18 protein-coding genes are annotated in these 20,224 nt (G+C 44.3%); 12 read left to right on the top strand and 6 right to left on the bottom strand.

Annotated features, from left to right (window positions below; genetic code table 11):
- Positions 1-24 precede the first annotated feature (24 nt).
- Both QEP07_RS01430 and QEP07_RS01435 read left to right on the top strand, forming a co-directional pair.
- On the top strand, positions 25-978 hold the full coding sequence (locus QEP07_RS01430; protein ID WP_285008186.1) for an NAD(P)-dependent alcohol dehydrogenase: 954 nt from the start codon (positions 25-27) through the stop codon (positions 976-978).
- 36 nt (positions 979-1,014) lie between these two features.
- Positions 1,015-2,103: an alkene reductase gene (locus QEP07_RS01435; protein WP_285008187.1), complete on the top strand. Its 1,089-nt coding sequence runs from the start codon at positions 1,015-1,017 to the stop codon at positions 2,101-2,103.
- Here QEP07_RS01435 and QEP07_RS01440 read toward each other — a convergent pair.
- Positions 2,100-2,426: a winged helix-turn-helix transcriptional regulator gene (locus QEP07_RS01440; RefSeq protein WP_256006301.1), complete on the bottom strand. Its 327-nt coding sequence runs from the start codon at positions 2,424-2,426 to the stop codon at positions 2,100-2,102. The two genes, QEP07_RS01435 and QEP07_RS01440, sit on opposite strands and share 4 nt — an antisense overlap.
- Before the next feature lie 114 nt (positions 2,427-2,540).
- Between QEP07_RS01440 and QEP07_RS01445 the strand changes: the two genes are divergently transcribed.
- Positions 2,541-3,314, top strand: a complete 774-nt coding sequence (locus QEP07_RS01445) for an SDR family oxidoreductase (RefSeq protein ID WP_285008188.1) — start codon at positions 2,541-2,543, stop codon at positions 3,312-3,314.
- An 8-nt stretch (positions 3,315-3,322) separates the two neighbouring features.
- Here the strand turns inward: QEP07_RS01445 and QEP07_RS01450 are convergent, their stop codons facing one another.
- Entirely contained in the window at positions 3,323-5,383 is a 2,061-nt protein-coding gene (locus tag QEP07_RS01450) for a PAS domain-containing protein (RefSeq protein WP_285008189.1), read from the bottom strand.
- A gap of 144 nt (positions 5,384-5,527) precedes the next feature.
- Between QEP07_RS01450 and QEP07_RS01455 the strand changes: the two genes are divergently transcribed.
- The 5 genes from QEP07_RS01455 to QEP07_RS01475 all read left to right on the top strand — a co-directional run bounded on the left by QEP07_RS01455 (position 5,528) and on the right by QEP07_RS01475 (position 9,429).
- Positions 5,528-6,034: a GbsR/MarR family transcriptional regulator gene (locus QEP07_RS01455; protein ID WP_285008190.1), complete on the top strand. Its 507-nt coding sequence runs from the start codon at positions 5,528-5,530 to the stop codon at positions 6,032-6,034.
- 78 nt (positions 6,035-6,112) lie between these two features.
- Positions 6,113-7,042, top strand: a complete 930-nt coding sequence (locus tag QEP07_RS01460) for a TIGR01777 family oxidoreductase (protein WP_285008191.1) — start codon at positions 6,113-6,115, stop codon at positions 7,040-7,042.
- A gap of 30 nt (positions 7,043-7,072) precedes the next feature.
- Positions 7,073-7,981, top strand: coding sequence for an SRPBCC family protein (locus QEP07_RS01465; protein WP_285008192.1), 909 nt, complete (start codon positions 7,073-7,075; stop codon positions 7,979-7,981).
- A gap of 4 nt (positions 7,982-7,985) precedes the next feature.
- Entirely contained in the window at positions 7,986-9,188 is a 1,203-nt protein-coding gene (locus QEP07_RS01470) for a luciferase domain-containing protein (protein ID WP_285008193.1), read from the top strand.
- Positions 9,189-9,276: 88 nt separating this feature from the next.
- Entirely contained in the window at positions 9,277-9,429 is a 153-nt protein-coding gene (locus QEP07_RS01475) for a hypothetical protein (protein WP_285008194.1), read from the top strand.
- Positions 9,430-9,512: 83 nt separating this feature from the next.
- Here the strand turns inward: QEP07_RS01475 and QEP07_RS01480 are convergent, their stop codons facing one another.
- Together QEP07_RS01480 and QEP07_RS01485 are read right to left on the bottom strand one after the other, a co-directional pair.
- On the bottom strand, positions 9,513-9,800 hold the full coding sequence (locus tag QEP07_RS01480; protein WP_285008195.1) for a type II toxin-antitoxin system RelE/ParE family toxin: 288 nt from the start codon (positions 9,798-9,800) through the stop codon (positions 9,513-9,515).
- Positions 9,801-10,004: a DUF2683 family protein gene (locus tag QEP07_RS01485; protein WP_285008196.1), complete on the bottom strand. Its 204-nt coding sequence runs from the start codon at positions 10,002-10,004 to the stop codon at positions 9,801-9,803.
- 752 nt (positions 10,005-10,756) lie between these two features.
- Between QEP07_RS01485 and QEP07_RS01490 the strand changes: the two genes are divergently transcribed.
- The gene (locus QEP07_RS01490) at positions 10,757-12,274 is read left to right on the top strand and encodes a TlpA family protein disulfide reductase (protein ID WP_285008197.1); all 1,518 of its coding nucleotides are present in this window, start codon (positions 10,757-10,759) and stop codon (positions 12,272-12,274) included.
- Between the two features lie 213 nt (positions 12,275-12,487).
- Here QEP07_RS01490 and QEP07_RS01495 read toward each other — a convergent pair whose 3' ends face one another.
- Positions 12,488-13,402 carry a helix-turn-helix domain-containing protein gene (locus QEP07_RS01495; protein WP_285008198.1) on the bottom strand — a complete coding sequence of 305 codons (915 nt, stop codon included), beginning with the start codon at positions 13,400-13,402 and terminating at the stop codon, positions 12,488-12,490.
- A 9-nt stretch (positions 13,403-13,411) separates the two neighbouring features.
- Positions 13,412-14,341: an alpha/beta hydrolase family protein gene (locus tag QEP07_RS01500; RefSeq protein ID WP_285008199.1), complete on the bottom strand. Its 930-nt coding sequence runs from the start codon at positions 14,339-14,341 to the stop codon at positions 13,412-13,414.
- 395 nt (positions 14,342-14,736) lie between these two features.
- Between QEP07_RS01500 and QEP07_RS01505 the strand changes: the two genes are divergently transcribed.
- From QEP07_RS01505 to QEP07_RS01515, 3 genes are all read left to right on the top strand, one after another.
- Positions 14,737-15,348: an RNA polymerase sigma factor gene (locus QEP07_RS01505; protein ID WP_285008200.1), complete on the top strand. Its 612-nt coding sequence runs from the start codon at positions 14,737-14,739 to the stop codon at positions 15,346-15,348.
- A 99-nt stretch (positions 15,349-15,447) separates the two neighbouring features.
- Positions 15,448-16,653 (top strand): FecR family protein, encoded by a 1,206-nt coding sequence (locus tag QEP07_RS01510; protein ID WP_285008201.1) that lies wholly within the window; start codon positions 15,448-15,450, stop codon positions 16,651-16,653.
- A gap of 187 nt (positions 16,654-16,840) precedes the next feature.
- Entirely contained in the window at positions 16,841-20,224 is a 3,384-nt protein-coding gene (locus QEP07_RS01515; protein ID WP_285008202.1) for a SusC/RagA family TonB-linked outer membrane protein, read from the top strand.

Consider the following 20,224-nt stretch of genomic DNA (forward strand, 5'->3'; position numbering starts at 1 on the left):
GTGATATCATTTAAACATAATATCATGAAAGCGATAGCATACGAAAAGTTCGGGACCACAGAGGTTCTGCAAATTGTAGAGAGGCAAAGCCCTTCGATCAAAGATGATCAGGTGCTCGTAAAAGTCAAAACATTTTCCATTAACCCTATGGATTGGAAGATCCGGAAGGGAGAGATGAAACTCATGTCGGGGTCAAAGTTTCCGAAGTATACCGGCGCCGATTTTGCAGGGGTAGTTGTCGCCACCGGAACTTCCGTGAAAGAACTTAAAAAAGGAGATGAAGTTTTTGGTGTGGTAGGGAACATCATGAAAGACGGCGCATCTGCCGAGTATATCGCCGTACCCGCAAATCTGGTATGGAGGAAGCCTTCAGAATTGAGTTTCGCTCAGGCCGCATCTATCCCCGTCGTCGGCACTGCTGCGGTCACCACCTTCGAGAAAATGGGCCATACCGATTCACAAACCAGAATCCTGGTCAACGGTGCTACCGGTGGTTATGGTATGTTTCTGCTGCAGTTACTGGCACAAACCGATGCTGATGTAACGGCGGTTACAAGTGCAGGCGGGATGCGATATGCCAAACAATGGGGTGCAGCCCGGGTGGTCGACTATAACAAAGAAGACATTCTTGCTCAAAAACACACCTACGATGTAGTGATTGATCTGTCGGGAAAAATGGGCTACCGGAAGGCTAAACAAATCATGAATCCCCGGTCGCTCTTCCTGAACCCAACGCCCAAACCCATTGAGATCATCCTGTCTAAAATATCCAACCTCTTTACCGGAAAGAAACACCAGGTCGTCCTTTCCAGCCCATCTAAAAAATACGCCGATGCCTTATTGGCTGCCATAAGGAACGGCTTCGAAGTGGAGGTCAACCGGATATTTCCTTTTACGGAGTTCCGTCAGGCATATCAATACGCAGAGGCGGGTGGCTTCGTCGGTAAGGTGATTATTGAATTCCCAGAAGAAAGATAAAGAAATACGTCTTATAGCAATTTAACATCAGAAAATATGAAACTATTAGAGAAAGCAAGCTTAGGAAGTCTGCAATTGAAAAACAAAATGGCTATGTCGGCCATGACAAGAAGTCGGGCCAACATCAACGGTGTGGTAGGCGATTCTACGGTAAAATACTACACGCAGCGGGTAAGTGCAGGCGTGATATTCACCGAAGCGATCCGGATCAGTGAAGACGCAACCGGCAGCCCTTTTACTCCGGGAATTTTCACCGAGGAACAAATCGAAGCCTGGAAAAAGGTGACCAAAGCCGTACATGACAAAGGCGGCCTTATCATCGCTCAGCTTTGGCACACAGGCAGGGCAGGACATTCCGTAGACCGAAATGGCAAATTGCCCCTTGCACCCTCGGCTTTGCCTATAACAGGCATGCAACATTTTACCTCGCAGGGACTGAAGGACTATGAGGTTCCGCAGGAAATTACGGACGAGCAGATCGGACAAACCATAGCCGACTACGGTCGGGCCGCTAAAAAAGCGATAGAAGCCGGATTTGATGGGGTAGAGCTTCACGCGGCAAATGGGTATCTGCCCAACCAGTTTCTGGCCGAGAGCGCAAACCAACGGACAGATAAATATGGCGGAAGTAATGCCAATAAAGCACGCTTTGTGCTGGAGGTGATGCAGGAGCTGATCGCTGCAGTAGGGGGTCAGCGGGTCGGAATTAAAATCTCGCCATTGCATCCCTACGGTAACATGGTGCTGGATAACCCGGTTGAAACCTACACCTACCTCATAAACGAATTGAACAAACTTGATTTCGCTTATGTGGAACTGATGAAGAGGAGTCCGTATTTCCCCGCACCGGAACATTATCCTGAAATAGATGAGATGGAAGTTTTCGGGAAGATGATTAAACAAGCAGTGATTGCCAACTCAGGCTACGACAGAGACACGGCAGAAGCAGAGCTTGAACGAGGCATCGCAACAGCCGTGTCTTTCGGGACCTTGTTTCTGGCCAACCCCGATCTGCCGCAACGCTTTCTTGCCAACGCGGCACTGAATGAACCAGACAGGGCAACGATGTTTGGCGGCGGCGATCAGGGTTATATCGACTACCCTTTTTTAAGTGCGTATGCTTAACCTACATATTCCACGCCCCATTTATAGAGCTCATTAATGATGGGCTCTAACTTTTCCCCTTTTGTCGTCAACGTATATTCCACAGTAGGCGGCACAGTAGCAAAAACCTTTCTGGTCACGATGCCGTTTGCTTCCATATTCTTCAATTCCTTTACCAGCATTCGGGTACTGATGTTTGGTATGAGTCGTTCCAGTTCGCTAAAACGCTTTGTACCAGTAAACAAAGCATAAATGATAGACATCGACCATTTTCCGCCGATCACACCTAAAATTTCCTGAAGCGTGCATTTATATTCCGTTTGTTGCAATTTTCTTTTGCTCATAACTAGTTGATAATGTTCAATTCTTTACCTGGTGTTATTACTATACAATAGTGTAACCACTTGCAAAAGTAAAGTATTGTAGGTTGCTTTGCTAAACATTATTAAATAAATGATATGAATAATTCATTAAAAGGACAGGTTGCGCTGGTAACAGGCGGAACAAAAGGTATTGGCAAGGCCATTGCCGAAACATTAAGTAACCGTGGTGCTCAAGTGGTGATTACAGCACGAACTGCACCGGAAGAAAACATCGAGGGACAGCATTTTATATCCGCAGATCTGACCCAACCCGAAAGTGCAGCCACCCTTTCCAAAGAGATTTTAGAGAAATACGGAAGGATAGATATTATTGTAAATAACGCAGGAGCGAACTTAAGTCCCGGAGGCGGTTTTAGCGTGCTGTCAGACGAACACTGGAACAACGACTGGCAGCTCAATTTTATGTCGGTAGTCCGCGTGAATAAAGCTTTGCTGCCCACCATGATCGAGCAAAAAAGCGGGGTGATCATCAACATTTCTACTGGTTCGGCAAAGCAACCGATCTGGGAAATGACCATGTCCTATTCATCTGCAAAAGCAGCCCTAAACGTTTACAGCAAAGCACTGGCAAGCGAACTTGGCGCAAAAGGTATACGTGTAAACGTCGTTTCGCCAGGGGCGATAAAAACCCCGCTAATGATGGAGTTTATAGACAACATCGCAAAATCCTCAAACATCACATCAGATGAAGCCTTCAAAGCGGTAATGGATAAAGTAGGTGTTCCTCTCGGCAGGATGGGCGAACCGGAAGAGATAGCCAGCCTTGTAGCCTTCCTGGGCTCTCCGGAAGCGAAATATATTACGGGTGCAAATTATTCGGTCGACGGCGGCGCATTGCCAACGGTCTAAATGGCCTGCTAGTCGTCGCGCTCAAATAATGAATTGCGTTTATCCACAAGCGCAGCGAAGTTAATGTTTAGCTGGTCGACATGTTTTTTCTGCTCATACACCTGATTTAGCTCTTTCATAAACTTGTCAAGTTCCTTTGCCACAGGATGCATTTGCCTGGCAAGGTCAAGAGCTTCATCAGGACTAAGATTGCCCTCGCTGATCAGCGTAGTTATGCCTAGCATTGAGCAGATCGGACGGCGCAGTACATGGGAAATATCATATAGGATCTGTTCCGCGGAGGCGATATAGTCAACCAAAGCGGTGACATCGCGGGTTGCGCCATACCAAACAACTTTTCCTTCCTGATCTTTTTCCGGTACTGCCTGAAGCCAGCGCCAGCGAATCACACCGTCTACCACAATCCGGTATTGAAAGCTTATTGGTCTTTCCGTTTTATAGGCCTTCTTCATGTTCTCCACAAAAAGACTGCGGTCGTCCTCATGCCAGACTTCCAGTATCTTGTCTGGATTTCTTGAAATATCCGCTAAATCGGCCGTAAAATTGTATTCCTCAGTTCCACGGTTTACAAAAAGGAAATTCAGTTTGCCGGTTTCCTCAATTTCGAACATATAGGTATTTCCCGGTACCTGGCTCGTGATCTTTCTGATGAGCTGTTCGCTCTCCTTCGTCTTTTGTTCCGCTTTTACCCTGGCCGAAATATCGGTATGTGTACCTAAACTAATATTCGTAAGGTTGCCACGGTGGTCCTGGAGCTTCCTGGCGCGCGACCAGATCCAGACCCAGTCGCCCGACTTATGCCGCATCCGAAAGAAATTCTCATACAGATCGGTAGAAGTGCCATTCAGGAACTCATTGAAAATCCGCACAGCATTTTCGCGGTCGTCGGGGTGAAGACGATCCACCCATGATATGCCCAGCGTATCCTCCCAGCTTCCCTCAGGTCTGTCGAACCCCAGCATAGAAAAATATTGTGAGCTATACCATACCCGCTGTGTGTCGAGGTCATATTCCCATGCGCCTATATTGGAAACCTCTATGATGGATTTGTATCTTTCTTTGTTTATCCTAAGCTGCTGCACCGCCTCCTTTTTCGCCGTGATATCGCTGTTTATCGATATGTATTGATATACCTCGCCTTCGTCGTTCACAAACGGTACGATCGTAGTGTCGACCCAATAGTAGGAGCCATCCTTTGCCTTGTTGCAAAATTCTCCTCTGTAAGGCTTACCCTCCATAAGCGCGGCGCCTAATTCGTCGAAATACTCGGGTGGATGATATCCTGAAAAAAGGATATCGTGAGTCTTTCCTATAAGTTCTTCAGCGCTGTATTTGCTCACTTTGCAGAAATTCTCGTTCACGTACAAAAAGGCACCGTCAACATTAGATATCGCCACTATAGACGAAATGTCTAAAGCATATTTATAGTCTTCCAGTTCCTTTTCCCGCTCAACGAGTTCATTGAAGGCCTGTTCCCGCTGGGCTACAGCCGTTCTGCGCTTCAAGGTTTCCCGCTGCATCGATCTCAGGCTGCTCCGTAGATGGTTGATCGCGTAATACTGCATCACCAATATGGTTATGATGGGAATCATAGCGCTGATCCACCTGCTGATCGGATCGTGAACTACCGTTGGCGCAGGTAACTGGCCCTTAACTTCGAGCAAAGCCAGTGCAAAATCTGCTGCGATGGTCAGCAGACCAATTGCCAGGCCGCCCCTTCGCCCGAGCAAAAACCCGGCAGTAAGAATGACTGCCATTTGCGATAATATTCCGGGCGCAAATATCCCCCCGGCCGAATAGCATGGCACGGTGATGTACAGCCATAGCATGATGGTGAGCGACCAACTCGCCTTGCGGGTGTGCCCATAATAGTTCAGGCTTAGGTTAACTATAGCAATTAACAAGGTCACACCTAACAATATTGCCCATCTCGACTTCAGTTGCGGAAAGTAGAAAAGGCCGAACACCACGACCAAAGCCGTGACTGCCGACCAAATAATGGTCAGCATAAAGACCATATAACCCTGATAGTTCTTGATCTTATCCGGTGGACGTAAAATATGGTTCATAAGGCGAAACCTGTTCGTATAAATATAAGCAAGTTTATACAAACTAATCTGCCTGATTTTCAGGAGGGACAGGCTGGAACTCTGATTTGTTATTAAACTTTCAAAATATTTTGAAAGTTTAATAACATCTTTTATATTTGTTTCATGGAGCTAGTAGAAGCAAAGAAAAAGTTTATTGAGACGTGGGGCAAGTTAGGATCTGAGTGGGGGATTAACCGAACCATGGCACAAGTCCATGCTTTGCTTCTTATAACACCCGAGGCTCTCACGACAGAGGAGATAATGGAAACGTTAAGTATCTCAAGAGGAAATGCAAATATGACCCTAAGAGATTTAATAGGTTGGGGGTTGGTTGAGAAGCAACATAAGGCAGGAGAGCGTAAAGAATATTTTTTTGCTGATAAGGACACCTGGAACATTGCCCGTCAGGTAGCTAAAGAGCGAAGGAAAAGAGAATTAGACCCAGTTTTAAAAGCCCTGGATGAATTGTCAAAAGTAGAGGGGAATGCTAAAGATCCTGAATATGTGACCTTTAATAAGTCGGTTACCGATATACATAAGTTAGCTAAGAATGTAGATCGAACACTTGACACTATGCTAAAAGCAGAGGAAAACTGGTTTTGGGGATCTATATTCAAAATATTCAAGTAGAATATTTTTTTATCACAATCTTTCAGTTTTTTCTGAAAATACGAAAAGTTAAAAGAATTATTTTAATAGCTAAGTAATATGAAATACAACAAAATAGTGCTCGCCGGAGGCAGCGGATACCTAGGCCAGGTGTTAAGCAAATATTATAGATATCTTGCAAAGGAAGTAATTGTCCTTGGCAGGAAAAATAAGGCCTCAGAAGGCAACATCCGGACGGTGCTTTGGGATGGAGTTAACGACGGGGAATGGAAAAACACTTTGAACGGTGCTGACCTGCTGATTAATTTGTGCGGTAAAAATGTGAACTGCAGGTATACGGAAGAAAATAAAGCTGAAATTATCTATTCTAGAGTAATTCCAACCGCACTTTTAGGAAGTGTGATTGCCGAGTTGGAGCATCCGCCTAGGGTATGGATCAACATCACTTCCGCTACGATTTACAGACATGCAGAAGATTGTCCACAAGACGAGGAAGCCGGTGATATTGGCTATGGATTCTCCATTGATGTGTGTCGGCAATGGGAAGAGACTTTTTTTAATACCAATACGCCTCTTACCCGAAAAATTGCTTTGCGGATGGGCATAGTGTTCGGTCGTAAAGACGGAGCTTTCCCTCGTTTGCTCAATCTTGTAAAATTCGGCCTCGGAGGCAAGCAAGGAGATGGTCAACAGTATGTCTCCTGGGTACACGAGCAAGATGCCGCAAAGTGCACCGAATGGTTATTGAACCGCGAAGAACTTAATGGTGTAATTAATTGCACAGCGCCAGAACCCATAAAAAATTCTCAACTGATGGGATTGATCCGCAATGCATATGGCGTTCCGTTTGGTTTACCCGCACCTGCCTGGCTACTTGAAATTGGGGCAAAGGTGATTGGAACTGAAACGGAACTGATCTTAAAAAGTAGGTGGGTTTTACCTAAACGCCTTTTGGATAGTGGCTATTCTTTTCTTTTCCCAAAGCCGGAATATGCGGTTAAAGACCTTTTAAGTACTAGAACAAACTAGAATCTCACATATTACAACGTTATCTTCAGCATGGACAAACAAACACTCAAATTCGAAATAATCAAAGGTCTCATCCTTTCAAACGCTTTTGCATTTAGTAGCATAGCGATAGCAAGCTTTTTAAAGCCTGATTCAAACGTTCTGGTATATACAGAATTTGTTGTTGTCCCTTTATTGATGGGTATTATTTGCGCCTGGTGCTGGAGAGATTTGGGAATTAAAAGTAGGGTATTGGTTCTGCTTTCCTGCTTAAATGGGTTGATTGGCGTGCTTTTGAGTGCTGTCTTTCTCGGAGAAGGAGTGATCTGCCTGCTTATCGTATCTCCGCTCATTTTCACTTTCATTATTACGGGTCTGTTTACCGGCAGGGCGATATTTAAAAAGCGTAACCAGAACTTAAACGTGAGTGTAGTCTCGCTGTTGTTATTGCTGTTTTTTGTGGATACAGCGTCCAGACACCACTATGAAAATTTGGTATCGGATGTGATCATAGTTGATGCTCCGCCAGAAAAGGTCTGGAAGCATGTAGTAGCTTTCGATAGAATAGAGGAAGAGGGAAATTACTGGTTATTTAAGATGGGCATGCCAAGTCCTGTTGCCGCCAGCGTTGATGGTTACTACGAGGGGGCCGGACGAAAATGTATATTCAGCAACGGATACATTTTCGATGAAAAAATGGTTACTTACAAGCCCGCTGAGAATTTGACTTTTGAAATTGTTCAGCAACCACGCGACCCCGAAATTATGGGGCACATAGATATCCTGCGCGGGCAATTTATCTTAAAGGACAACGGGAACGGAACGACAACGCTGACAGGCAACAGCTGGTACAGGCTTCATGTATTTCCTGTGTGGTATTATGATTTGTGGGCCAAAAGCATTACCCGGAATGTTCATCTGCGCGTAATGGATCATATAAAGTACCTTAGCGAAAAGTAAGGAGATGTTTCAGTTTGTTGTCCGCCATTTCGGGTTTCTCAAGAATGTCCCCTTATTGCCGCATGTCTTTGAAAGTCTGCTAAAATTGCACACCTTTATCTTAAGAAGCCACCTTTTGGATGCTTTTGATCATATTGAAGCTGAAGTTATGCGCTGGGATGGAACCACAATTTGTATGCATAAGTATGGCGGAATGCAGTTTAATGTTGCTAAAAAGGAAATCGGACATTTGCATGGCAACGGAATACTGGATGTATTATATAGCCGAAAAGTTAAAACCTTGCTGGTTGAAGAAGGCAAGGTGACCGATCATCATACTTTTAAAAAGTCTGGTTGGGTTAGTTTTCAGATAGTTAGTCCGGAAGATACCGCTTATGCCATAAAATTACTGAAGCTTAGTTACTCTATGAAGCGTTTCCTCATATTCCTCATACTTTTAGTACCAGCAGCACTTTATGCGCAGAAGCCAACCGCTCAATACGTAAAAGCCCTTTACAAGAAATATCCTACCCAGAAATCTGACCTTTGTCCCTCTTGCTTGCTCTGGGTCAATCCTTATTTCAAGTCGATTGGCGACACGGTGGACCATAAGCCTGTTTTGACTTATTATGTTTACACAAAAGCGCATCGGATTGAACAGGAAAAAATCCGGCTTCCCCGGACTGGTGCTAACGCAGCCTGGCATTCTGTGTACGGCCAGCCCAACGAAACCGCTGTTTATAAGGAAGCAAATAGAATTATAGGTAAACCCAATTCGGCCGAGATGATCTCAAAAGGCCATTGCCAGGCCTGGATACTCATGGCCTGGAATCAGGATGCGGCGATCTTGTCGAATACCTATACTTTTAACGCTGGTATGCAGTATCAGGGGCAGAATACCGGAACTCAATTTGCTACTGAAGAATTATGCCGCATGCTTACCGGCTATAAAACTAATGCGGTTACCGATAGCGTTAAGATCTGGTGTGGGACATTTGGGAGTCAGGCCACTTACAAAAAGCAGGAGGTTAAAGCAATTGTCCCTGAGTATTATTATAAGGTTATTGAATATAATGATAAGGTATCGGGTACGAAGGTCACTCAATGCTATTGGATGCCAAATAGACCCGATGCTAAGCGCGCTAGTTTAATCAGCTGTCAGATATCCTACGCTGAGTTGACCGCTCGGTTGGGCTTCGACCCGAGGGCTATCTTTAATGAGTATTAGGTGTTTAAAGCAAAATGGCTTTGGACTTAGAGTTTTATCTTTTGAAAAGATATGATTACTTTTGTGTTAACCAATAACGGTTCAGATCATGAAAGTAATATTAGATATTAAGGCCAGAACCCTTTCTGATGAGAATGCCATTTTAGTTGACGAGATCAAAGAAGCAGTTGAAGACCTTAAGCTGGTTCGCCAGGGTAAACTGAAAGCACGTCCTGCAAGAAATCTCGTTAATGAGCTATAATATATTTACCTTAAGGCCTTTTGACAAGCAGCTTAAAAGGCTCGTAAAAATACCCTTTTAACCAAAAGTCTGCGCTCTTTTTTTTAAAAAACAGGTTCCTGCCTGTTATCCCAAAAGAATAATATTTCAATTTGATGCTCAGTGACTTTATAGAAGAACGAGGATGCTTTCTTGATAAGTCCTTTTCGAATGTTGGGATCTCCGGCAGTTTCCTTAAACATATAGGGAGAGTTGCTCAACGTTTCAAACGTTCTGATCATGTTTTTCTCAAAGTCTTTTGCTGCTTTATTTCCTAGCCTTCCTCTAATTTGCTCCTGTATATCGCCAAATGTCGCTATGGCAGTTTCAGAGACTTCAATATGTAGGCCCACCTACCGCGAAGCTAGTCTATGTTTAAATTCATCAAACGATATACTGCGACCTGCTTTTATATCTTCCTGACCTTTCTGGATACCATCAATTACATGCTGCGGCAATTTCTCTTCTTTTTCTTCAAAGGGAACATTCAGGGCTTTCAAAAAAGCCTTCACAGCTTTTAGTTGATCTTTCTCGGGGTGTACTACGATGGTTGCCATATTTAGATCTAATGGTTTAATACAAAGATAAACAATATGAGTGCCGTTAAGATAACGACAAGATAAAAAACTATTTTTTCTATCTAATCTGCTGCTTCAATAATTCCACTTTCTCTTGCTCGCTTTTCAACAAGCGTTCATAAAGGGCTTTATTTTCCTCCATAGCTGCTATGAACTTATCTAGAGGATTGAAAGAGCATTTGTAATTTTCATACTCCAAAGCCAAAGCCCTGTTGCATGCAGCCTCAACGCTGGATGAAAACGATAACGAAGAAATAAAGTTATGGCTCATGCGTCAGGCCATGAAGCAATTATGCCTGACGTTTATTTTCAAAATGATCGGATACAAACCATCACAACATTCATTATCACACTTGCTTAATATCTGCCGCTGTATCACCCCGGTTTCTGATGACGTATTTCCGAGGGAAGGTATGCCGGCCCATAAACTCTTTAAAACGCAAAAAATCAGCATACTCCATCGGCAATGTAAAGACTGGATGGAGAGAGCAAAGGAAGTGGTTATGCCGGGAAGTTAAGTTTGCCTCAATTTTTCAATGATTAGGTTAGGCATAGATTTATGAGGAAGCTTGTTTCTTACTATCTGAATATTTAGAATATTCGCAATTGTTCAAGAATTTTGTAAATTCAACTGAATCGCAACTTATCGCTAGAATGCGTTGAGTTGCTGCGAAAGCCATCAAGTTATTCTAACGGATCCTTTTAGATGTGCTAGAATAAATATAGAACCTATGAAATTTATAAAATTCGATGTACTTTGTCTAATCACCTTTCTCTTTTTATTTTCTTGTCGACAAGCTGAAGCGACTGTCATAGATACACCAGCAATAGTTTCAGGCACTGCGAAATTATCAGGAAGAATAATTACTCCCGAGGGAGCAATCAAAGATGGTACAAAAGTAAAAATTACCGTTCCCCATCAAGTCTCGGGCGAGTTTGTTAAATACGAGGCCGCAGTTGATCGGTCAGGGAATTTTTCGATTGATGCAGAAGTTGAGACAAGTGTTTCATATATCCATTTTTCTACAAGTCTGGATCCCTCAGCACCCCTTCTTCTCAAATTGAGGAGTGATACACTCACACATCTGGAGATTACTTACACCGAAAATTTGGATGTCTTAAGTGTCGGAGTTTCGCCAGAAATGAATTTGCAAGACGTGAAGAGGGGCTTCGAGGTTATTAGGGACATGATTGAATATCCACCTCGTGGCATTCCGGAACCTTTGTATGATAAAAGCATAGATTATTTTTTGACAACCTCTAAGTCTGAACTTTCGGAGAGATCAGAAGTTGTTAAAAATGATAAGTTGATATCAAAAGAATTGAAGCAAGTGTTGTATGATGACCTTCGGCTATTATTTTATAGAGGTGCAGTTTTCAATTATGGCGCAGCCATGAAGGCTAACTACCGCAGGTCAGGTGGCGATACGAGTAAAGCCGTCGTTATACAGAAGATCGACAGATCATACTATCGGTTCTTAAAGGATCTGGAGCTAAATAGCCCAGGATACCTGTATGCTTTTTCGTTCTGGGAATTCCAACGTGAGCTTCTTGAAAATGAGATATTATATATACCTCCAATAGGCGATAGCGACGTAGAGAGCTGGCTTTCAACGGTTAAAGGTGTGTTATCCGATCTGGTTGGTTTTGAGGGCGGGTTATATTATGATCTGCTTGCCGCAAACGCCTATGGCAAACAACTAACCGAAGGGCTAAAACCCTTCAACAAAAAGCAGGAAAAAAATATTCGAAATTATTGGGGGGATGGAGAAATTGCTAAGATTCTATTTAGAAAAAATCAGAAAGTTGTCCAACTGGCTAAATTCAAGTCTCCTGTGGTTGTGAACGATGTCTCCAAAATGACGCCCGAGGAAGTCATCAATAATATCGTTGCTCAGCATGCAGATAAGGTCATTCTGATCGATCTTTGGGCAACCTGGTGTGGTCCCTGTCTGGAAGCAATGCAGCGCTTCAGACCGACAAAGGCTGAATTTTATGATAAAGACGTCGTATTTGTGTACCTGACAAACCCTTCTTCGCCAGTAAAGCTCTGGAAAGAGAAAATTGCGGGTATCGGCAGTGAACACTATTATTTAAGTAATGCTCAATGGCAATACATTATGAACCGTTACAAGTTTGACGCAATCCCTTCTTATTTGTTATTTAATCGTGAAGGGAAACTTGTCCGTAAGTTTACCGCCTTTCCTGAAAATGAAGTTGTAAAGGATATGTTAATCAGCCTTTTATAGACCGATAATTAAATCGTAACGATGGTACTTTGTCTAGCCTCATTGTTTAGAGTTAGTTCGCATGGCCCGTTCAAACGGTGGACGAGCGACTACTTCTTTATACTCGGGCAGATATCAGATCCCGCTGGGATTCGAACCCAGGACCCTTGGTGAAATTTTTAGAAGTGCTTAAGCAGATTGATTTAGATGTAACTGCTCGTTCGTGAATACCCTTTAGTTAAAAGACCTCCTAAAATCCAAAGGCGACATATTCGTCTTCAGCTTAAATAGCTTACTAAACGAGGGCGGGTGTTCAAATCCTAGTTCGTAGGCGATCTCGCTTATCGATGCTTCCGTTGTCGATAGCTGTTCTTTCGCTTTTTCGATCAGGTGGTTATGGATGTGCTGTTGAGCGTTTTGCCCGGTAAGAGATCGCAGCATATCGCTTAAATAACTTGCGCTCACGTTTAATTGCGCGGAGAGGTATTGGACGGTCGGAAGTCCCTGGGTTTGTGTTTGGGGCGACTGAAAATAACCGCGCAAATTATCTTCTACTTTTTGAAGCAAATCGCTGCTTACGGTTTTTCGGGTAATGAATTGCCGGCTGTAGAACCGGTTGGCATAATTGAGCAGCAACTCAATCTGGGAAATCACCACATCCTGACTGAAATTATCGATTCTGCCTTCCAGTTCTTCTTCGATACTCTCGAAAACAGTAATAATTGTGGTTTTTTCCTTCTCAGACAAGTGCAATGCCTCATTGATGGAATAGGAAAAGAAGCCGTACGTTTTAATTTTCTTAGCGAGTTCATAACCCAGTAAGAAATCCGGGTGGAAAAGTAAGGTATAACCAGATTGATCGCTTAGTGGTTCGTGACCTCCTGTGATCTGATTTGGCGAAACGAAAAACATTCCTCCTTCTTCAAAGTCGTAATAGTGCTGGCCGTATTTGAACTTTCCCTGGAAGTTCATCTTATAGGATATCTTGTAGAAACTTAAGATGTGAGGAGTAGGGAGGTTCTTGAGCGGAATGGTTCCGTCGGCATTATTTATTAAAGTTACCAATGGGTGCATAGGTGCCGGCATGTCCAGCGCCTTATGCAACCTTGATAAGGAATTAAATCTGTGGTTAGACATTTCATCCTTCATATTGTCTGTTTATGATTTGCTTTCAATACTGCCTAACGCACCTTCTACGCCATTAAGGCTTTTCTTTGCTTGTTCCCAACTCCGATCGTTCGGATCGAAGTTACTTCGAATATACGCAAGAATGGTTTCGCATACAAAGGAAACACGCTCCGGATTTTCATCACTTGTCTCACGGGCATCATAACCTGATATGCCACCAAAGATATGTTCTGCGCCAAAAACGGTCAGCAAGTCCTTAGGTCCGGGACTTTGATAATAGGCATCCGCACGCCAGTTGTCTACATCAGAGAACATGAGGTTTACGTCCTTGTCGCCATTCACAATAAGTGCGGGTAGAGTCATCGTACTGAAATCGCCTGCAGCCAGCACAGGATAGAGCCCTCTGGCAGCTCCGGTAAATCCTTCGGGTCCGCCAGGTGCGCCCATAATCACACGGGCCTTTAATCTTGGCTCTGCGGCATTCACTATTTTACCTGTTACCGGATCAGTTACCTCCATACCGGCCAGCATAGAGACGGTCTGCCCGCCCATAGAATGGCCTACAACGGCAACGTTCGTCTTGTCCACTCTTCCGGTTAACCCTGGTACCGTATCGATAATCTCATCCAGATGATCGAGAATAAAGCTGATGTCGGCCGGTCGCGAACTCCAGAACAATGGTGCTTCGGGAAGGGATGGAGAAAGCGCTAGCGCTTTAGAATTTTGATGGGTAGGCTGGATGACTACAAATCCTTCTGCGGCAAAATAATCTGCCATAGGGCCATAACCTTTGTACGAAGACAGAAAGTTAGACGGGCCATGTCCGTGCGAAAGAAGAATAACGGGCAGGTTGTTTCCGTTCGCGGGAACAGAAACTTTCATTTCAAGGTCTACATGACGGCCGGCAACCGGTAACACAACCGGACTAAAGCTGATGATGGGTGTTTTTGACTGTTTCATTTTTTTTAATTTTGATATAGTCAAAGATCATCAGGTCTAAGCTTCGCGGCATAGCCAAAACGGGGAATTGTATAGCCAAAGTCGGAGAGTCATAAAGTGGCCACCTCATTGCTATTGAGTAGAGAAAAAGCAGGTAATAATTAGATAATAAATAGGGGGTTGGTATATCCTTGGTATATCGTTGGCATATGGTTGGTATATCCTTGCTATATCTATTTGATATAGCAAGGATAGATCAATGATATCTTAACTATACACTAATTATCCAGTTATTATCTACTTATATTCTAATAACTACCTAATTATTAGTAACTAGGTAGCCAGGATGTAAAAGGATAGGTGCATTTGTTGCAGGATTAATATTTTTATAATATTGCGTGGCATTCCTTGATTAGATGGGAACAACCTTAGTATACATGATCAGGAAACCCGTTATAGAGGAAAAAAATCTACTTGTAAGAGTTAGCGAGCGTGACGAGTCCGCTTTCAGAATTATTTTTGATGCCTATCACGCTCAGATTCTCACTTTCGCAAACAAGTACCTCAAGTCGCGGCAACTGGCAGAGGAAGTGACCCAGGAGGTGTTCCTCAAGATTTGGAATCTTGGTGATAAACTGAACTCGGTTAATGATCTTGAAAATTATCTGCTTACCATTACGCGGAATCGGACGTTCGATATACTGAGACAACTGAAACGGGAAGTGCGCTATGTCCAACCGATAGGGGAGGTGGATGATGTGCGGGAAAACATTACTGAAGAAAGTATTTTATTGAGCGATACCCGACAGTTGCTGGAAAGGGGCATAGCGTTGTTGCCACCTCAACAGAAGCAAGTATACAAGCTTTGTCATCAGCAGGGCTTAAAGTATGAGGAAGCAGCTAAAGAACTGGGAATTTCTCCTCAAACGGTACACCGCCACATGAAACTTGCCCTAAAATCGCTCCGATCTTTTATGGCTAAGCATACTGATTTATCTGTTTTACTGATTATTTTAAAATTATTTTAAAATAATTGAGTGTGCATTGCCCTTGTGCACATTCTTTTTACGTCCATCTATTAAATAGCTTTGGCGATTTCGGGCAATTATTGACCCGCACAAACTGAAATGGATCAAAAAAAAATAGAATATCTGCATAAGGCCTATCTGGAAAACAGCTTGGATCCGGTTGAAATGGCGGAATGGGATGCATTGTTAAAATCTGACCTGGCAGAACAGCCTGTTAAACTATTCATGGAGGAAACCTGGCGCTCCATTCTTCCTGAAGAACGCATGATGCTGAGTTCTGAGGAGTCTGGAAGGTTATACGACCGCATTATTTCGCAGGCACGTAAAAAGTCGGTCCGTTTATGGCCAAAAATTGCGGTGGCAGCAGCGGCAGTTGCGTCAATTACTTTAGGCGTTTGGTTTTATACCAGCGATTCCGGATTTCTGAAAAGCGAACGTGATGGAATGGCTTCCGCAAGCGATATTGCACCCGGAAAAAATAGGGCGACGCTGACTTTGGCTAACGGGCAGACCGTAGCTTTGAGTGATGGCAAGACTGGGGTGGTGGTCGACCATGGCCTTGTCCGGTACTCTTCCGGGACCCTGTCTTCAGGTTCGCTGAAGGGCGGTACGGACACGGCTGGTCGTGATGTGGTGCACGCACTAGCTGGCGTCGAAATGCTGAGTGTAGCGACGCCGCGCGGGGGGACATATCAGGTTGTTTTGGCCGATGGTACGCGTGTGTGGCTAAACGCTGCTTCGTCCCTGAAGTTTCCGTCGAAGTTTATGGCGGCGGAAAGACGTGTGCAAATTACCGGTGAGGCTTATTTTGAAGTCGCTTCGGCATCATTGCCGGGGCGCATGAAGAAACAACCTTTTATTGTAGAAAGTGCGGGTCAGGAGGTGACGGTGCTGGGTACGCATTTTAACATCAACAGTTATAGCGATGAGTCGGCCGTGAAGACGACTTTGATGGAGGGGTCTGTGCGGGTTAAATCGGGTACAAACGTTCAGACGATCAGGCCGGGTGAGCAGGTCGTCAATAACGGTGCTGATCTAAAGGTCTTGAAAGTGAATACCGCGCTGGTTACAGACTGGAAGGAGGAAGCGTTTAACCTGGACGGGGCAGATTTCCGCGTGGCGATGCGTGAGATAGCCAGGTGGTATGATATAGAGATCGTGTACGACGAGAGCGTTCCGCAAGATATTGAGGCCTGGGGCTGGATTTCCAGAAAAAGCAAGTTGTCGTCGGTGCTGAAACTGATTCAGAATTCGGGTCAGGTTAAATTCAGATTTGAGGGCAAAAAACTATATGTGTATAAATAACAGGGTGTTAACCATTAAAGCAAACAAAGAATGAAGAAATTTTACTAGAACCAGCTTGAGAAAAGCAACCAGTTCTGAAAGAACTGGTTGAGGTTTGGCCAAGAGCCAGCTATTAAACCAGAACTAAACCGCAATATCCTGTTTCCTGGAAAGATGAAGGATGTTGCTTTAACCAAACGCTAAACAAATGTATCAAATTATTAAGGAAATTGGTATGCCGGAGCGGCTGTACCATAAATTATGGCGTATCATGCGATTAACCACCGTTTTATTGATAGCCTGTCTGATGCAGGTCAGTGCATCAGGACTCGCACAGCGCATTACTTTAAACCAACGTAATGTCCCGTTAAGTACGGTACTCACAGAGATCCGCAAGCAAAGCGGTTATGATCTGTATTCAGACGGAAAAACGTTGCCTAAGAACCACAGGGTGACGGTTGTACTTAGCAATGCTTCTGTGGAGGAAGCCCTCAATGCAGCTTTGAAAGGATTGAACGTCGTTTATAAGATCGAAGGAAACACCATTGCGGTGCTTCAAAGGCCTTCTCCATCCATCCTGGACCGGGTAATTGCGAAATTTCAATCTATTCACGTTACGGGCAGGGTGGTAAATAGCGACGGCGAGGGTATCCTCGGTGTAACGGTGAGTATAAAGGGTAAAAATTATTCGATCATTGCCGGGTACGATGGGAACTTTATGCTGGACGCAGATGAAAAGGACGTTTTGGTCCTTTCGTATGTTGGCTATAAAACAAAGGAGGTTCCGGTAAAAGAAAAGATGGGCAACATTGTGTTGGAAGCACTTGTTTCTCCGCTCGACGAGGTGCATGTAATTGGTTACGGAACAGAGCGCCGACGGGTATCAATTGGCGCTGTTAATACCGTATCTGCAAAAGACATCGAAAACCAACCGGTGATGAACCCGCTGCAGGCTTTGCAGGGGCTGGTACCGGGCTTAAATATCAACTCAACATCTGGCGCGCCGGGAGCTGCCGTGAGGGTTCAGGTTAGGGGACAAAACTCGTTATCGCAAAACAGCAATACCACATTAAAACCGTATGACCAGCCATTGTTCATCATTGATGGCGTGCCTGTAGCCGCCCAGAATACCAATATCAACTCTTTAGCGTCGCTGGGCGGGTATGATGGAACCATAAACGGCGTAGGAGGCTTTAGTCCGATTAACAGCCTTAACCCGGCAGATATAGAGAGCATTACTGTTCTGAAGGATGTTTCGTCGACCGCTATTTATGGTACACAAGGTGCAAATGGGGTTATATTGATTACCACTAAAAAAGGCAGGGCGGGGAAAACCAGGGTGCAGGCCAGCTTCAATTCTGGATTAAATACGGCCACGAGAAAGATCAAACTGCTGAACACGGAGCAATATTTAGCCTACAGGCGGGAAGCATTGGCAAACGATGGCATTGATCTTTCTACAGCGGATCCTTTGTCTTACCCCGACCTGCTTCTTTTCGATCAGCAGAAAAACACAGACTGGTTTGAGAAATATCTGGGAGGTACCTCACATAACAACGACGGGCATGTAAGTGTATCGGGCGGGGCCGACAGAATGAACTTTCTGATCTCAACGGGCTATACTAAAGCGGAATACAATATTCCGGGCGACTTTGATGATAAGCGTTTAACCCTGCACTCGAACTTAAATTATAAATCTTCAGATGATCGCTTCTCGGTAGGCTTTGGCTTTGATTTCAGTCATGAAAAAAATAATACGGCGGCCTCTGCCAATATCCTGAACACCATCATGGCACCTCCCAATTTCCCGGATCTTGTGGACGCCAGTGGTAATCCGGTCTGGAATTACAAGGGGTACAATACAGGTTCCTTTGCACAGTACGCCGCGAATTTAATGCAGCCTAGCGCACTGTCGGTACACAATATGAATACCTCGCTTTCGCTGGGCTACCAGATAATCCCCGACCTAAAGTTTAATGTAAACCTGGGATACAACAGGCTTATGAGTGCCGAAGATCAGCGTAGGCCTGCAAGTACCATTAACCCGAGCAATTTCCCTGCTTCAAAAGCAACGTTTACAGACAATACGTTTGAAACCATAAACGTGGAGCCGCAACTTAACTATCAGCGGAATTTAGGACGAGGTGTATTTACCGGTCTTTTGGGGGCAACGTATAAGCAGAATGATATTGAGAGAATTCAGCTCGAGGGAACAAACTATGCGAACGAGGCGCTGTTGGGTTCGATTGCGCAGGCGGGTACTATTCTGGGCACAGATTCCTATGATCCGTACAAATATATAGGTGTTTTTGCGCGACTTGGCTACGTATACGACCAGCGTTATATTGTTCAGGTTTCCGGCAGAAGAGACGGGTCAAGCAACTTTGGCCCTGGTCGGCAGTTTGGTAATTTCGGTTCTGTTGGTTTAGGCTGGATTTTCTCGGAAGAGCAGTTTTTTAAAGGTCCGCTTCAGTTCCTGTCGTACGGCAAATTATCAGCTAGCTATGGTACTGTTGGTACCGACTCAACCTTGCCATATGGCTATCAGCAATCTTTTTCCGGAAATACTCAGCCCAACTTTCAGGGGATAAAACCATTGTTTGTGGAAAACCTGTACAATCCGGATTATGGATGGGATACTAAGAAATCATGGAACCTGGGCTTGGATCTTGGCTTTTTTAAAGACAAGGTGTTGTTGAATGCGAATTATTATCGCGACAGGATCGGTAACCAACTGGTAAATTATACTTTGCCTTCTCAAACCGGCTTCGGCTCGGTGCTGGCAAATTTCCCGGCCGAAGTTGAGAACAAGGGGCTGGAATTTAACCTGACTTCTAAGAATGTTAACGGTAAAAACTTTTCATGGAGTACAAACTTTAATATTTCTGCCAACCGTAATAAACTGATCTCGTTTCCTGGACTGGAAGAATCTTCCTATGCGCTTAGATATTCCATAGGAGAATCTGTAAACATCGTTAGAGGCTATAAGCTCGCAGGTGTGAATCCGCAGACGGGTACTTTTGAGTTCTATAAGGCGGATGGTACATTAACTTCATCTCCTGCATATGGAATACCTTCGCAGGGAGGCGACTTTCAGACCATTGCCAATCTTGACCCTAAGTATATTGGCGGACTTGGGAATACACTTTCGTATAAACGTCTGAGCCTGTATTTCTTTTTTCAGTTCCAGCATAAGCAGCAAGAGAACTATCTAAGCAGCGTCTACTCAACAACATCGCCGGGATCTTTAGCGAATCAGCCTGTTGAGGTATTAGACCATTGGAGAAAACCGGGGGACATTTCTTCTATCCAAAAGCTAACGACCGGCTTCAGCTTTTTCGGGTATAACTTCATCAGTTCATCAGGTGCGTATAGCGATGGCTCGTACGCCAGGTTGAGGACAGCAGCGCTGTCTTACATGCTGCCCTCCGGATTTTGTGAGAGACTGGGTATCTCAGACGCCAAGGTGTATGTTAACGGACAGAACCTCTTTCTTATAACAAATTATAAAGTTGGTGATCCTGAACTGGGCAAGTTGTTCAGTTTCCCTATCCAGCGGACAATAAATTTTGGTCTTACAATTAATTTATAG

It is taken from the genome of Pedobacter faecalis, from assembly GCF_030182585.1.
Taxonomy (GTDB): Bacteria; Bacteroidota; Bacteroidia; order Sphingobacteriales; family Sphingobacteriaceae; genus Pedobacter; species Pedobacter faecalis.

What these genes read in the sequence shown, in the direction of transcription:
- QEP07_RS01440 (WP_256006301.1), bottom strand. Translation starts at nt 2,426, where the DNA reads ATGAGCAAAAGAAAATTGCAACAAACGGAATATAAATGCACGCTTCAG.
- QEP07_RS01455 (WP_285008190.1), top strand. Translation starts at nt 5,528, where the DNA reads ATGGAGCTAGTAGAAGCAAAGAAAAAGTTTATTGAGACGTGGGGCAAG.
- QEP07_RS01445 (WP_285008188.1), top strand. Translation starts at nt 2,541, where the DNA reads ATGAATAATTCATTAAAAGGACAGGTTGCGCTGGTAACAGGCGGAACA.
- QEP07_RS01450 (WP_285008189.1), bottom strand. Translation starts at nt 5,383, where the DNA reads ATGAACCATATTTTACGTCCACCGGATAAGATCAAGAACTATCAGGGT.
- QEP07_RS01510 (WP_285008201.1), top strand. Translation starts at nt 15,448, where the DNA reads ATGGATCAAAAAAAAATAGAATATCTGCATAAGGCCTATCTGGAAAAC.
- QEP07_RS01470 (WP_285008193.1), top strand. Translation starts at nt 7,986, where the DNA reads ATGTTTCAGTTTGTTGTCCGCCATTTCGGGTTTCTCAAGAATGTCCCC.
- QEP07_RS01490 (WP_285008197.1), top strand. Translation starts at nt 10,757, where the DNA reads ATGAAATTTATAAAATTCGATGTACTTTGTCTAATCACCTTTCTCTTT.
- QEP07_RS01505 (WP_285008200.1), top strand. Translation starts at nt 14,737, where the DNA reads ATGGGAACAACCTTAGTATACATGATCAGGAAACCCGTTATAGAGGAA.
- QEP07_RS01460 (WP_285008191.1), top strand. Translation starts at nt 6,113, where the DNA reads ATGAAATACAACAAAATAGTGCTCGCCGGAGGCAGCGGATACCTAGGC.
- QEP07_RS01495 (WP_285008198.1), bottom strand. Translation starts at nt 13,402, where the DNA reads ATGAAGGATGAAATGTCTAACCACAGATTTAATTCCTTATCAAGGTTG.
- QEP07_RS01485 (WP_285008196.1), bottom strand. Translation starts at nt 10,004, where the DNA reads ATGGCAACCATCGTAGTACACCCCGAGAAAGATCAACTAAAAGCTGTG.
- QEP07_RS01475 (WP_285008194.1), top strand. Translation starts at nt 9,277, where the DNA reads ATGAAAGTAATATTAGATATTAAGGCCAGAACCCTTTCTGATGAGAAT.
- QEP07_RS01465 (WP_285008192.1), top strand. Translation starts at nt 7,073, where the DNA reads ATGGACAAACAAACACTCAAATTCGAAATAATCAAAGGTCTCATCCTT.
- QEP07_RS01435 (WP_285008187.1), top strand. Translation starts at nt 1,015, where the DNA reads ATGAAACTATTAGAGAAAGCAAGCTTAGGAAGTCTGCAATTGAAAAAC.
- QEP07_RS01515 (WP_285008202.1), top strand. Translation starts at nt 16,841, where the DNA reads ATGTATCAAATTATTAAGGAAATTGGTATGCCGGAGCGGCTGTACCAT.
- QEP07_RS01500 (WP_285008199.1), bottom strand. Translation starts at nt 14,341, where the DNA reads ATGAAACAGTCAAAAACACCCATCATCAGCTTTAGTCCGGTTGTGTTA.
- QEP07_RS01430 (WP_285008186.1), top strand. Translation starts at nt 25, where the DNA reads ATGAAAGCGATAGCATACGAAAAGTTCGGGACCACAGAGGTTCTGCAA.